This window comes from Hymenobacter guriensis, from assembly GCF_015773195.1.
Lineage (GTDB): Bacteria > Bacteroidota > Bacteroidia > Cytophagales > Hymenobacteraceae > Hymenobacter > Hymenobacter guriensis.
Genome location: NZ_JADWYK010000005.1, coordinates 1 through 13456, shown reverse-complemented (window position 1 = coordinate 13456; position 13456 = coordinate 1). Strand labels below are relative to the sequence as shown.

10 protein-coding genes and 1 tRNA gene are annotated in these 13456 nt (G+C 58.7%); 4 read left to right on the top strand and 7 right to left on the bottom strand.

Annotated elements, in window-relative coordinates:
- Window positions 1-180: 180 nt before the first annotated feature.
- Window positions 181-2472 carry a phospholipase D-like domain-containing protein gene (locus I5L79_RS09800; RefSeq protein ID WP_196954872.1) on the top strand — a complete coding sequence of 764 codons (2292 nt, stop codon included), beginning with the start codon at window positions 181-183 and terminating at the stop codon, window positions 2470-2472.
- Window positions 2473-2551: 79 nt separating this feature from the next.
- Here I5L79_RS09800 and I5L79_RS09795 read toward each other — a convergent pair whose 3' ends face one another.
- Complete coding sequence (locus I5L79_RS09795; RefSeq protein WP_196954871.1) at window positions 2552-4975, bottom strand: endonuclease MutS2; 2424 nt, start codon at window positions 4973-4975, stop codon at window positions 2552-2554.
- 481 nt (window positions 4976-5456) lie between these two features.
- Between I5L79_RS09795 and I5L79_RS09790 the strand changes: the two genes are divergently transcribed.
- Entirely contained in the window at window positions 5457-7091 is a 1635-nt protein-coding gene (locus tag I5L79_RS09790) for a S1C family serine protease (protein ID WP_196954870.1), read from the top strand.
- 122 nt (window positions 7092-7213) lie between these two features.
- Here the strand turns inward: I5L79_RS09790 and I5L79_RS09785 are convergent, their stop codons facing one another.
- Both I5L79_RS09785 and I5L79_RS09780 read right to left on the bottom strand, forming a co-directional pair.
- Complete coding sequence (locus I5L79_RS09785; RefSeq protein ID WP_196954869.1) at window positions 7214-7972, bottom strand: TIGR02757 family protein; 759 nt, start codon at window positions 7970-7972, stop codon at window positions 7214-7216.
- Window positions 7973-8056: 84 nt separating this feature from the next.
- Window positions 8057-9112 carry a DPBB and LysM peptidoglycan-binding domain-containing protein gene (locus tag I5L79_RS09780; RefSeq protein ID WP_196954868.1) on the bottom strand — a complete coding sequence of 352 codons (1056 nt, stop codon included), beginning with the start codon at window positions 9110-9112 and terminating at the stop codon, window positions 8057-8059.
- Between the two features lie 211 nt (window positions 9113-9323).
- On the opposite strand from I5L79_RS09780, the gene kdsB reads away from it, so the two are divergent.
- Complete coding sequence (gene kdsB, locus I5L79_RS09775) at window positions 9324-10070, top strand: 3-deoxy-manno-octulosonate cytidylyltransferase (protein ID WP_196954867.1); 747 nt, start codon at window positions 9324-9326, stop codon at window positions 10068-10070.
- Between the two features lie 7 nt (window positions 10071-10077).
- Here the strand turns inward: kdsB and I5L79_RS09770 are convergent, their stop codons facing one another.
- From I5L79_RS09770 to gap, 4 genes are all read right to left on the bottom strand, one after another.
- Window positions 10078-10506: a DUF1622 domain-containing protein gene (locus tag I5L79_RS09770; protein WP_196954866.1), complete on the bottom strand. Its 429-nt coding sequence runs from the start codon at window positions 10504-10506 to the stop codon at window positions 10078-10080.
- A gap of 108 nt (window positions 10507-10614) precedes the next feature.
- The gene (locus I5L79_RS09765) at window positions 10615-10959 is read right to left on the bottom strand and encodes a translation initiation factor (protein WP_196954865.1); all 345 of its coding nucleotides are present in this window, start codon (window positions 10957-10959) and stop codon (window positions 10615-10617) included.
- Between the two features lie 126 nt (window positions 10960-11085).
- Window positions 11086-11964, bottom strand: a complete 879-nt coding sequence (locus I5L79_RS09760; protein ID WP_196954864.1) for a diacylglycerol/lipid kinase family protein — start codon at window positions 11962-11964, stop codon at window positions 11086-11088.
- A 109-nt stretch (window positions 11965-12073) separates the two neighbouring features.
- On the bottom strand, window positions 12074-13081 hold the full coding sequence (gene gap / locus I5L79_RS09755) for a type I glyceraldehyde-3-phosphate dehydrogenase (protein WP_196954863.1): 1008 nt from the start codon (window positions 13079-13081) through the stop codon (window positions 12074-12076).
- Window positions 13082-13384: 303 nt separating this feature from the next.
- Here gap and I5L79_RS09750 point away from each other — a divergent pair.
- Window positions 13385-13456 (top strand) — tRNA-Glu (locus I5L79_RS09750).

Below are 13456 nucleotides of genomic sequence, written 5' to 3'. Positions count from 1 at the left end.
TGAGCTCGAATATTACTGCTATTCGTCGGTAACTGCTTGCCTGGCGCTGAAGCCCGCCGAAGGAATATAACAAATTCTTTATCCGACAACGCGTTCAGCCTGACGGGAGTTTGGCGGAAAGTGTGGATATTTGAAGCCTGATTTTCAATCCGGATTCTTCTGCACACTTTTTCCGCTTTCATGAAAAAATTTACTCTTCTGGCGCTCTTGTGCGGCGGGTTGGCTTCGCAGCCCCTGCTGGCCCAAAGCGTGAGTACCATTGCTGAAGCCCGCGCGGGCGGCGCCGGCAAAACCGTGACGGTGCGCGGCATCGTCACCAACGGTCCGGAGCTCGGCGTTATCCGCTACCTGCAGGACAAGGAAGCCGGACTGGCCGCGTACTCAGCTTCGGCCGCGGGTTTCAATACCTTGGTGCCCGGCGACAGTATCGAAATAACGGGCACGCTGAAGGACTACAACGGCCTGCTGGAAATGGACCCCGTTACGTCGGTAGAAAAGCTGGCTTCGGGCAAAACCGTAACGCCCGTGACGGTTTCGGCCGCCCAGGCTTCCACAGTTTTTGCCGAGGCTTACGAGTCGCGGCTGGTGCGCATTGATGGCAACAGCAGCGTACAGACGTCGACGGGCGCGGCCTTTGCCACCTTTGGCGGCAATACCAACTACCGCCTCAACGGCCAGACCAGCCTGGCGTTCCGCACCAACAACGCCTCTACCGGCGTTACCGGCATCGTGGGCAAGCCCGCCCCGGCTGGCCAGTTCGATATTATCGGCATCATGAGCCAGTTTACGTCGTCGGGCTCGGGGGGCTACCAGCTGCTGCCCCGCCTCTACGCCGACTTCCGGCTGGGCGGCACGCCCAACCTCACGGCCCAGCCGATGGCCACCAGCCTGACGAAAACCGGCTTCACGGTAGTATTCAGCACCGAAAACCCCGGCACCACGAAGGTGGAATACGGCCTGACCCCGACCTTGGGCAAGCAGGTAGAAACCACCACGGCTACCACCACGCACAGCACTGACCTCACGAATCTGGAAGCAGGCCGCATCTACTACGTGCGGGTTTCCTCGACCAACGCGGTAGGCACTACTACCTCCGGCATCGTGCCTATGGCTACGGTTTCGAACTCCACTGGCGACATCAAAGTCTACTTCAACCGCTCGGTAGACGTAACCAAGGCGCTACCCGGCAACGCCGCTCAGATGCTGAGCTTTGCCAACGACGACACACTTATCAAGTACATTGAGCGGGCCCGCAAAACCATCGACCTGGCCGCCTACAGCTTCAATATGACCGGCATCAAGAACATTCCGGAGGCGCTGAACGCGGCATTTGCCCGGGGGGTGCGGGTGCGCGTGGTGTACAACACGGAAAGCGGCGTGGCTCCCGAAGGCATTCTGGCGCTCAACGCCGGCATTGGTAAGCTGGGCCGCAATACGGCCCGCAATATCATGCACAACAAGTTCCTGATCTTTGATGCGGAGGATGAAAACCCCAACAAAGCCATTGTGTGGACGGGCTCGATGAACCTGACCGGCGGCCAGATGAACACCGACCCCAACTCGGCCGTGATTGTACAGGACCAGACCCTGGCCCGCACCTACCAGATTGAGTTTGAGGAAATGTTCGGCTCCAGCACCGATAAGCCCGGTGCCGGTAAGTTTGGTCCCGACAAGCAGGATAATACCCCCCACCACTTCCTGATTGGCGGCCGGCAGGTGGAGCAATACTTCAGCCCTTCCGACAACGTAAACACGCGCCTGCTCGAAACCATCGGCACCGCCGACCACGACCTCCACGCCGGCACCATGCTCATCACGCGCTCCGACCTGGTGAATGCCATCCGCGAGCGGGTGGAAGCCAACGGCATCAAGGAGTGCACGGAAGTACTGGTAGACAACAAGACCGACGGCCCCGACCAGTTTGCCAGCCTCACCGCCCTGCTCGGCGACCGGGCGCAGGTGTACACGCAGGAGGGCATCTTCCACCACAAGTACGTGCTGGTTGACGCCGGCGCCCCCGAGTCGGACCCCACCACGTGGGTAGGCTCGCACAACTGGAGCAACTCGGCAGCCAATGGCAACGACGAAAACACGCTCGTTATCCACGACAACCTGATTACCAACCAGTACTACCAGGAGTTTGCAGCTCGTATGGCTGGTCAGACGGTGAAAGTGCCGCTTTGCCAGTTCGTGGTGACGGGCACCAAGGGCGGGAAGCTTACCCAGCAGGGCCTGCAGGTGTACCCCAATCCCGCCCACGGCTCCTTCAGCCTGAAGCTGGCGCAGTCGAAAGCCCGCACCGCCACCATCACCCTGCGCGACGCCACCGGCCGCGAAGTCCTGACCTTGACCAAGCCGTTGTCCGCCGGCCAAGACCTAAGTGTAGATGCCACTGGCCTGCGCCCTGGCCTCTACCTGGTGCAGGTAGTAACGCCCGAGGCTACGCAGGTAAGCCGCGTGGTAGTGCAGTAATTCCGCACTAATACCCATCAAAAAGAGCGGCTTCCAATGAGGAAGCCGCTCTTTTTATATACCTACTTGGCGTACTAAATTACTTCAGCACCGCTACCGTCGCGCCGTCGCCACCACGGTCGGCATGCTCGTCGGCTACGCTGGCTACGGTGCGCTGGCTGCGGAGGTAGTCGCGCACGATCTGGCGCAGGACGCCATTGCCGCGGCCGTGCAGAATCTTGATTTCCGAAATGCCCAGCATCACGGCGTCGTCTACGTAAGCCATTACCTTGGTAAGGGCATCCTCGGCCCGCTCCCCGCGCAAATCCAGGGTGGTGTTGAAGCCCGACATGCGCCCCGTAATATCGAGGCCCAGGCCGGCGTATTGGGCCGGAGCCTTGCGGCTGGCTTCCTTTTCCCGCTCCCGAATTTCGGAGCGGCTGAGCTTTTCGAGCTGGTTGACTTTCACCAGCGTTTTCATGCCGCCGAAGGAAACCTCGGCGGTTTTGCCTTTCACGCTCATCAGCTCGCCGTGGCCTTCCTGCCCGATCAACGCCACTTTGTCGCCGGGCTTGAGGGTGCCGGCTTCGGCCAGCTCGCGGGTGGCGCGGGGCTTAGGCGGCTCTATTTGGAGCTTTTCGCGCACGAAGGTGTCGAGCTTCTCGCGGGCCTGCTTGGTTTCCTCTTTGTTGGCTTGTGAGCGGCGGATATCGGCAATGGTGCTTTCGATTTGCTGGTTGGTATCCTTCAGTAGGAGCTTGGCTTTTTGCTTGGCCTCGCGCAGCACCTCCAGGGTGGTTTCGTCGAGGTAGCGCTTGAGGTCCTGGTATTCCTGGGCGGCTTTCTTCAGGCGGCGCTCCGCCTTGGCGGCTTCGGCGGTGCGCTGCTCCAGCTCGGTTTTCTCCTTCTCGAGGCCTTCCAGCAGCCGGTCGTAGCGGATTTTATCCTTGCCCACCAACTGCGAAGCGCGCTCTACCAGCTGCTTGGGCAAACCGATTTTGCGGGCAATTTCGATGGCGAACGAAGAGCCAGGCTTCCCGATTTCGAGGCGGTAAAGCGGCTGCAGCTGCTCGGGGTCGTAGCGCATGCCGCCGTTCACAATGCCGGGCGTGCGCTCGGCATAGTTTTTCAGGTTGGTATAGTGCGTGGTGATGACGCCGAAAGCGCGGGCGCGGTTGAGTTGCTCCAGCACGGCTTCGGCAATGGCCCCGCCCAGGGCCGGCTCAGTACCCGTCCCGAACTCGTCGATGAGTACCAGGCTGCGTTTGCCGGCCAGGGTCACAAACTGCTTCATGCTGAGCAAATGCGAGGAGTACGTGCTCAAGTCGTTTTCCAGGCTCTGCTCGTCGCCGATATCCAGGAAAATATCATCGAACATACCCGCTTCGGAGGTTTCCCCGGCCGGAATGAGCAGGCCGCACTGCAGCATGTACTGCACCAGCCCTACCGTCTTCATAGCCACCGACTTACCCCCGGCATTCGGACCCGAAATCAGCAGAATACGCTGCTCGGGGTTGAGCTCAATATCGAGGGGCACCACCACGCGGGGCGTTTCTTTTGCCTGCTCTTTGAACGTCAGGAACAGCAGCGGGTGCCGCACCTGCTTCCAGTGCGCCAGGGGCCGGGAGCTGAGCGTGGGCAGGGTGGCCTCTAGCTCACGCGCCAGCCGCGCCTTGGCCCGGATGAAGTCGAGCAAACCCAGGTACTGATAGGCTTTGCGCAAATCCGGAATGTGAGGGCGCAGCTGGTCGGTGAGGGCCGTGAGAATGCGCACCAGCTCCCGCTGGAAGGCATTTTCGAGGTCCTTGATGTCGTTGTTGAGCTCAAACACCGCTTCCGGCTCGATAAACACCGTCTGCCCCGAGGCCGACTCGTCGTGGATCAGGCCCTTCACGCGGCGCTTGTGCTCGGCAATGACAGGCAGCACCAGGCGCCCACCGCGGATGGTGGGCTCGGAGCCCTCGGGCACCCAGCCTTCCTGGCGGGCGTGGCGCAGAATGCCGGCAATCTGCTTGCGCAGCAGGCCCTGGCGGTTGATGAGTTCCTGGCGGATTTGGCGCAGCAGCGGGGAGGCGTCGTCGCGCACCTGCCCTTCGTCGTCCACCACTTTGTCAAGGGCGGCCAGCAGATTGCGGTCCACCTGTACGCCAATGCCCAGCAGGCGCAGCGTGGGATACAGCGCCTCTTCGGCCTGGGTAAAGAAAACCAGCGCCGCGCGAATGGTGCGCAACGACATTTTGACGGCGAAGAAGGCGGGCACGTCCAGGTAAGCACCGGGCAAAGAGGCGCGCACCAGATGCGGGTTCACATCGTGGTAGTGCTGGCTGGGAAAGTCGGCGCCGCTATTGAGAAGCTGGCGGAACTCATCGGTCTGCAGCAGCAGCTTCTGGAGCTGCTCGGCGTTGGTCTGGAAGCTCATTTTGGCCACAAACTGGCGGCCCAGGGCGCTCAGGCAGAGGCCGTCCAGCATTTCACGCAGCTGCGTGAAGCCAATTTTTTGCTCGAAATTGTTGGGAAGAATCAAATCAGAAAGGCGAAACGAAGTAAGCGGGAATCGGAAGAGGATGCGAAAGTAAACAGCATTCCTCGGGGGAAAGATTCAAGTGAGTTAGTATAGCATCAAATTCTGTTTGCCGGAACGTAAGAGCCAAACTTAAAATTGAATTAATGGAAGGCTGACGCTTTTTTCTACGCCCAAAGCTACCTACTTTTGAAAACTACGAATGTACAATCTCCCACTCCCAGCAGTTGATTAGGCCAAACGTTCCTGCTAGTATTTTTATCTATACCACTTCATAAGGATATACTAAAAATGCCACAATAATCTTCTTATTACCAGCCTATTATACTGCCTAAACCACCAACGTGGCCAGGGTGCCGCTACTAGCCGGTTTCTCTTTTCTTTTGTTTGGGCCATTGCAATTCCGTGGCCTCCTATGCTACCGGTGACGGAAGCCAGCAGCATACGTGTACCTGTTTTCTTCTCATTTCTCTTTCATCATTTTATGAAAAAAACCTCTACTCGGGTTATCAGTAGTTTGCTGCTGGGCTCTTTGCTGCTACCTAGCTGCGCCACCATGCTTTCCGGCTCCCGGCAATCAGTACGGTTGGTGGGTGCCCCTTCTGGAAGTACGTATTATATCAACGACAAACCTGTTGAAGCCAAGCCAGTAGCCGGTCAATCCAACACCGTAAGCATACGGGTGCCGCGTAAGCGGAGCTCCGAAGTGAAGGTCAAACACGACGGCTACAAAGAATATTCGCAGGTTTTGTATCCGGATAAAACCACGGGCCTGACTTACTTGAACTACGTGCCCCTTATTTATGGTACGGCTAAGGGTCTTTCTTTTTCTACCAACTCCAACGGTGACACCGAGTATACCGGCCAGACCGGCTTACTGCTGATGGTGGGAGGACTCTTTGGCTTGCTTACGGACTATGCTACTGGCGCCAACTCCCGCCTCGATAAGAAGGAGCTTCAGGCAACAATGCCCCAGATGCCCAAAGCAGTGGCCGGCAGCCAATCTGTTCAGTGCACCCTCATGAATGTGCGCATCAAAGGCGGCGACAAGATGGGCAACCTCTTCGTGCAGGGCGAACCCCAGGAAATCCTCTATTTCGGGAAGTCCCTCGACACCGATGCTGAGCACCTGAAATCTTCCGTCAATGGGTCACTTAAAGATATCGGCTACACCGTGCCCGATGCTGAAACCAAAAGCATTTTCTCGGCTGGCCTCAACTCTCGCTACACGCTGCAGGGCGAAATGCGCGACGTTAAATACAACGTCCATGCCTCATCCCCCTACAAATCAGCTCATTTCGAAACGCGCTGCACAGTTGAAGTAACCTGGAAGCTGCTCAACCAAAACCGACAAACGGTGGTAGAGCAAAAGACAGCTGGTTCCAGTATTAAATTTGAACAGGGCGGCAGCGCTGCTTTCGAAGATGCATTTGAGAATTCCTTCTACACGTTCTTTGCCAATCCGCAAGTTACGGAGGCCCTAACCAAACCAGCCGGTGGCAAGGGTGACTCCGATGCTGTGCAGGCACCTATTTCCATGCGCCGCGGCACGCCAATGGCGGCGGATAAGGGGCTAAGCACCGCTGCACGATGTGTGGTTATTGTAGAAACCAAAGACGGTCACGGAAGTGGCTGCGTTATTTCTCCGGATGGCTATATAGTGACTAACGCTCATGTAGTTGAAGACCAGGAAGAAGTAAAAATTCAACTCGCGGATGGTATGAGCTCGAAAGCAAAGGTTGTTCGCCTCAATCCTGAAATGGATTTGGCTCTGCTCAAGATCGATGCAGAAGGACTTACTGCTTTCCAGTTGCCAACCACCAGTCTGAGCGAAATAGGTGCAGACGTATTTGCTATCGGCACGCCTGCTGATAAAGAATTAGGTCAGACGGTAACCAAGGGTATTATAAGTGGCCGACGCAAGGTAGATGGCCGCTCCTTTCTGCAAACTGATGTGAGCATCAATGGGGGCAACAGCGGAGGTGCACTCGTGGCACGGACGGGCCAACTCCTGGGCATTGTTAATGCCAAATTGGTAGGTCGTGGAATTGAAGGTATTGGCTTCGCTATCCCTGCCGAGCAAGTGACTGAGGCACTCCACCTCAAGTTCATAAACTAGCTGCCTGGCTCCTTAATATCAAGGGCTTTCTGAATTGCAAGGCCGTCTGTTCAGAAAGAACAGACGGCCTTGCGGTTTTATACCCACTATAAAGTTCCTTGCTAATATGGTTGAGTAGCTTGCTACCGTTCGCCCGCCACGCCCAGCCCGAACAAGGCAAAGTCGTATTTCACCGGGTCCTGCGCGTCAAACTGCCGGAGGTTGGCCGTCAGTTCCTCAGCGGCCAGCCAATCGACCTGCTGGCGCTGGAGCAAACCCAGGCTGCGGGCCACGCGCTCCACGTGCACATCAATGGGGCAGATCAGGTCGGCGGCGGGCAGGCGCGTCCAGAGGCCGAAGTCCACGCCGTATTCGTCGGGCCGCACCATCCAGCGCAGGTACATGTTCACGCGCTTGCAGGCTGAACCCCGCGCCGGAGTAGCCACGTGCTTGCGGGTGCGCTGCGGAGCATCCTCTAAGGAGAAAAACAGGGCATGAAAGTTTTCAAGCCGCTCTTTCTGCGTACTGCCTTGCAGAAACGCATCCTCCAGCGTGGCGTGTTGCCGGTAGTACCAGCGCAGCCAGTGCACAAAATACAGCAGGTCGGTGTCGCAGAACGTGCGGTGGCAGAAGCCCAACAGCTTTTTGAGGTCGTCATCGGAATGGTCCAGCACAAACTGGTGGGGCGCATCATCCATACGGCGCATTAGCTCCCGGCATTTGCTGATGATGGTGGGACGCCTTCCCCAGGCTAGCAGCGCCGCAAACAGCCCACTGATTTCAACATCGGCTCGCGCACTGAATTGGTGCGGAATGCTGATGGGGTCGGGCGCAATAAAGACCGGCTGGTCGTAGCGCCGGTACTGATCCTCTAGCAGGACGCGCACCTGGGCATGATTCATAAATTCGGGCTAATGAGGACAGGTGACAGGTAAATAGGTGTCATTGGGACGTGTTACGTGTTACCTGTTACCCCTTATTACCCTTTACGGCAGGTAGGAAGTTTCCACGCGGAAGCGCTGGTCGGGGGTGCCCAGCATCTGCACGGCACGGGGCGAGAGGCGAATGAGGATGTTGCTGTTCTCACCGGTGTCAGGCAGCACGCCAATCACGCGCACGAACACCGACACGTTGTTCATAATGTTGCGCACTTCCACGATGCTGCCTACCGGGGCGGTTTTGTGCAGGGCCAGGTATTTTACGGTGGTATTGTTGGGAATGACGGCTGCCAGGCCGCTTTCCGTCACGCGCTTGACTACCTCACTGGCACGGGCCGGGCCCCGGTTTTCGTCGGCCTTCTCATCGGCCTCTTCCTCCTTGGCAGTTTCTCTGGGCGTTTCTTTGGGCGGGGCCGGGCGGGGTTCTTCCCGCGGCGTCGGCGTTTCTTTAGCAGGCACCGGGCGGGATGGAGCGGCAGCCACGGCCTCTACGGGCTCGGGAGTCGGCACCGAAGCCGGGGCAGGCTTGCGCATGGGCGCCGCCTTTGTATCGGTTCCGGCCGAAGCAGCTCCACCAGCGGGTACGATAATCAGCTTCTGGCCCACCAGCACCCGACCGCCAGCCGGCAGGCGGTTTTGGCGCAGCAGCGCGTTAGAGTTAATGCCAAAGCGCTGGGCAATAGCATAGAGCGTCTGACCGGGCTTCACCACGTACACCCGGTTGCCCTGCGCATCGCGGGGCAGCGCCAGCGCCGCCGAGCTGGAGGCCGCAGCAGGCTCGGTTGTCCGGGCCGGGCTAGTACCCCGGCTGGCTGTGGTAGCTGGCGTGAGCAGCACCCGGGTGCGGGGCACCAGTACCACCTGTCCCGAAATCAGGGCGCCTTTCACTTTCGGGTTGGCTTCCACAATAGCATCGACGGCCACCTTATAGCGTCGAGCCAGACCGTACAGTGTTTCGCCGGGGGCCACGCGGTGCCGGATCAGGGCCGTGTTGTTGCGGTATTCGACTCCAATGGAATCGGGTGGGGCGGGGCTGACCGGGGCGGCCTGCGCCAGCCCACCGGCGCATAACAAGGCAACAAGAGAGAAACGAAAGCGAATCATGAAGCAACAGAAAGCAGAGACCAGAAAAGCTAATCGAAAACGACGCGGGCGGCCTCTTTGCATAATTAGTGCCGAAAGATAAAAAATTATCCTCCCCAAGTACCACAATGGCAACTCGAAAACAGCTTTCTACCTGACACTAAGCCCTCTTTTCGGCTGCTGGCCGGCCTCGTTCCGCTACCTTTACAGCCTACCTTTTCAGCTTTTCGCTATGCTCTCCGCCATCGGTATCATTCCGGCCCGCTATGCCTCCACCCGCCTGCCCGGCAAACCCCTCGTAGACCTGGGCGGCCAGTCCATGATTCAGCGCGTGGTGGCCCAGGCCCGGCAGGCCCGCCTAGGCCGCGTGGTAGTAGCCACCGACGATGAGCGGATTCTAACCCACGTGCGCAGCTTCGGCGGCGAGGCCGTTCTAACGTCGTCCACTCACCCCAGCGGCACCGACCGGGTGTGGGAGGCCTACCAGCAGTTGGGGCTTTCAGCTGATTGCGTGGTGAATATACAGGGCGACGAGCCGTTCATTCAGCCGGCCCAGATCAATGCGCTGCTGGACTTGTTTGCGGATACCGATACGCAGATTGCCACACTGGTGAAGCCCGTCATCAGCGAAGATGAGCTGTTTAGTCCGCACCTACCCAAAGTGGTGCTGAACACGAAGCAGGAGGCCCTGTACTTCAGCCGTCACCCCCTGCCCTACCAGCGCCAGCATCCCAACTGGGAGTGGCTGGAGCAGCACCGCTACCTGCGCCACATTGGCCTCTACGCCTACCGCCCCGCCGTGCTGCAGGAGCTAACCCAGCTGCCGCCCTCGGCCCTGGAGCTGGCCGAAAGCCTGGAGCAGCTGCGCTGGCTGGAGCACGGCTACCGCATCCGCACGGCCGAAACGGCGGAAGCCACGCTGGGCATCGATACGCCGGAGGATGTGGTAAGGGCCCGAAACTTTCTGCTGCATGGCTAGGGCAGCCTTAGCCCTCTATGCTTGGAAGTGAACTGGCCCCGGCTGCTTTGGCCGTCACGTGCTGCTCGGAGGAATCGTGCTTTTCTTCCTTCATTTCTCTGGACAGGAAAAAGTTGAGTGCCGTTCGAATGACGGCAATGGCCCCGAGCTTGCCAATCTGCTCCCAACTGGGCGCTATGGCGGTGGAAAGAATATCGGCCCCCAGCTGAAACTCCAAAGCCAGGGCCAGGTAGCGGGCCAGGGTCAGGCGAATGGCCGTAAAATCGGCGGTTTGCCGGCGCAGCAGGGCCTTCAGGAAAAGCCAGCCAGCGCCAAAAATCCCCAGCGCGATGATGACGGCCCCAATGGTTTCCACGCTCAGCTTCAGCCATAGCACCGCTTCAAGTACGCCGTTTTCGGCCAGAGCATGAATGGTTGTGGGTTCGGGGGCGGGCATAGTAAAAACGCAGAGGTGAAGGGCAAAGCCGGGCAAAGGTTACTCACATACGTAACCCCAGACAGCTGGGCTACTTACCTCAATTCCCGGCTAGTGCCTTCGCCTGACTTAGCCGCCGGTTTTCTTGGCTTTGTAGCCGGCTGCCAGCAACACGGCCATAACCTTGTCGCGGAAGTCACCCTGGATGATGATTTCACCGTCTTTGGCATTGCCGCCCACGGCGCACTTGGTCTTGAGCAGCTTGCCAAGAGTTTGCAGGTCGGCATCCTGGCCCACGAAACCGGTAACGAGCGTGACCTGCTTACCGCCCCGGGACTTCTTATCGAGCTGCACGCGCAGGTTTTGCTGTTGCGGCGGCACTGTGGCCGTTTCCTCGACGCCGTCGTGCTGGTACTCAAAATCAGGATTGGTGGAATACACCACGCCTTCGCGGCGGTTCTTATCGGATTTCATGCAGGTAAATGGTTGACTTGTTTTCTGGTTAAATGGCGGTTTTGCTAAGAGGTTGCTTGAATAGCTTCTGAAGGCTTGGGGCAACCCCAGAATGGGTTTCTGATTTTCGCTATACCAGTCAGCCCTTTATACCGCCACTTCCAGGGCCAGCGGGTGCAATTCTACGCTGAACTGCGTACTCGTGCCCACGTAGTCGCCATCCACGTGGAAACCCAGCGGCTTGGCAGCTTCCACCCGTACCTGCCGGGCCGTGTGAAACACCGCCGCCCCGGACTCGGGCAGGTCGCCGAGGGCCAGGGACAGCGCCACCCGCACCGCCCGCACTACCGACATGGAATCAATCAAACACAAATCGAGCAGGCCATCCTGAATGTTGGCGCGGGGCGCAATGTAGGCGTTGTTGCCGTACTGGGCGGCGTTGGCAAAGGCCAGCACGTAGCAGTTCGTTTCCAGGGTGGTATCAGCCAGCTCCACGGTGATGGGCACGGGCCGGAAGCGGCGGTACTCGCGCAGGGCCACCTGGGCGTAGGTACTCAGCCCCCGCGTACCGGCCTCGGCAAAGCACTTGCTCACGTGCGCATCGAAGCCCAGGCCGGCCGTGCAGAAAAACTCCCGGCCGTTGATGGTGCCTACGTCGATGCGCTGAAACGTGGGCTGGTTCAGGTGCTTGATGGCCGCCCCTATTTCCATGGGTATTTTAAGGTGGCGGGCCAGCCCGTTGCCGGAGCCCCGCGGCAAAATGCCCAGCGCGGCCTGTGTGCCCAGCAGGCCCCGGGCAACTTCATTTACGGTACCGTCTCCGCCCACCGCTACCACTACCCGGCAGCCCCGGGCCGCGGCAGCCCGGGCCAGTTCCACGGCGTGGCCGGCGTACTGCGTTTCCTCCACTTCATAGCTTACCAGGTTCGCATCCAAATGCTGGCTTAGCAGCGCGGGCAGATCCAGCCGTCGGTTGGTGCCCGACGTAGGGTTCAGTAAAAAGCAAATACGCAGGTCGGCGGGCATACTCCGGCAGAGAATCAACAGGGAATGGCGGCGCAAGGTACGCGGCCGAGCACAGAAAAGCCCGACCGAAATCGGCCGGGCTTTCCTTCCATACGGCATGCCAGTTGGATTAGCCGTTCATTTTCTCCCCCAGCTGCTGAATCAGATCAGCGGTGCGGGTGCTGTAGCCGGTTTCGTTGTCGTACCAGCCAATCACCTTCGCCAACGTGCCGCTGGCTGAGGTCAGCTCCGAATCGAAGATGCAGCTGTGCTTGTTGCCAACGATGTCGATGCTTACGATGGGGTCGGTGGTGTATTCAATGATGCCTTTCATCGAGCCTTCGGAGGCCGCTTTCAGCGCAGCGTTGATCTGGTCTTTCGTTACCTCCTGCTTCAGAATCACGGTCAGGTCGGTCATCGAGCCATCCGGCACGGGCACGCGCATGGCTAGGCCGTCGAGCTTGCCTTTCAGCGTGGGCAGCACCAAGCCTACGGCTTTGGCAGCACCAGTGCTGGTAGGGATGATGCTGTAGGCAGCAGCGCGGGCACGGCGCAGATCTTTGTGCGGCGCATCCTGCAGGTTCTGGTCGGAGGTGTAGGCATGCACCGTGGTGATGTAGCCCTTCTCAATACCGAATGCCTCATCGAGCACCTTCGCCATCGGAGCCAGGCAGTTGGTGGTGCAGCTGGCGTTGCTGATGATGGTTTCGTCACCGGTGAGGATGTCTTCGTTTACGCCGAGCACAACCGTGGGGATGTTGCCGGTAGCCGGAGCCGAAATCACCACTTTCTTGGCACCAGCGGTGATGTGCTGACCTGCGCCAGCTTCATCCACGAAGCGGCCGGTAGATTCCAGCACCACGTCGATGCCCATGTCGCCCCAGGGCAACAGCTTGGGGTCGCGTTCCGCCAGGGCGTGAATGCGCTGGCCGTTTACGGTCAGGCTTTCCTCGTCGTAGCTTACGGTGCCATCGAAGCGGCCGTGCACGGAGTCGTACTTGAGCAGGTGCGCCAGCGTCTTGTTGTCGGTCAGGTCATTGATGGCCACTACTTCTACGTTGTCGCGGCCCAGCAACGACTTGAACGTCAGGCGGCCGATGCGGCCGAAGCCGTTGATGGCGACTTTAATTTTTGCCATGGTATAAAAGGAATGGGGTTAACGGCCCCCACGCGGGGCCTGGTGCAAACGCGGAGCGAAGGTACAGGGCCGGGGTAACTTCGCCAAATCAATTCCCGCCGGATCTTTCTAAGCAGCGGCGAATTTTCGCCGGCAGTATTGTTATCGGCCAAAAATCCGGCTTTTGGATGACCCTGTGAAAAAATTCAGGGCTGAAAATCAGTTGCTTTTGCCCTTTTCAGCACTTTTCTCTTAACAGGGTATTGCGCTCAATGTTTCGCCTCCTATCTTTGCACCATCAAAACGGAAATGGCCACATTATCTGGTCCGTTCGTCTAGGGGTTAGGACAGTAGATTTTCATTCTACCAACAGGGGTTCGATTCCCCTACGGACTA

Excerpts from the sequence above, each read along its gene's own strand:
- I5L79_RS09800 (WP_196954872.1), top strand. The coding sequence starts at position 181 with ATGAAAAAATTTACTCTTCTGGCGCTCTTGTGCGGCGGGTTGGCTTCG.
- I5L79_RS09790 (WP_196954870.1), top strand. The coding sequence starts at position 5,457 with ATGAAAAAAACCTCTACTCGGGTTATCAGTAGTTTGCTGCTGGGCTCT.
- I5L79_RS09785 (WP_196954869.1), bottom strand. The coding sequence starts at position 7,972 with ATGAATCATGCCCAGGTGCGCGTCCTGCTAGAGGATCAGTACCGGCGC.
- I5L79_RS09780 (WP_196954868.1), bottom strand. The coding sequence starts at position 9,112 with ATGATTCGCTTTCGTTTCTCTCTTGTTGCCTTGTTATGCGCCGGTGGG.
- kdsB (WP_196954867.1), top strand. The coding sequence starts at position 9,324 with ATGCTCTCCGCCATCGGTATCATTCCGGCCCGCTATGCCTCCACCCGC.
- I5L79_RS09770 (WP_196954866.1), bottom strand. The coding sequence starts at position 10,506 with ATGCCCGCCCCCGAACCCACAACCATTCATGCTCTGGCCGAAAACGGC.
- I5L79_RS09765 (WP_196954865.1), bottom strand. The coding sequence starts at position 10,959 with ATGAAATCCGATAAGAACCGCCGCGAAGGCGTGGTGTATTCCACCAAT.
- I5L79_RS09760 (WP_196954864.1), bottom strand. The coding sequence starts at position 11,964 with ATGCCCGCCGACCTGCGTATTTGCTTTTTACTGAACCCTACGTCGGGC.
- gap (WP_196954863.1), bottom strand. The coding sequence starts at position 13,081 with ATGGCAAAAATTAAAGTCGCCATCAACGGCTTCGGCCGCATCGGCCGC.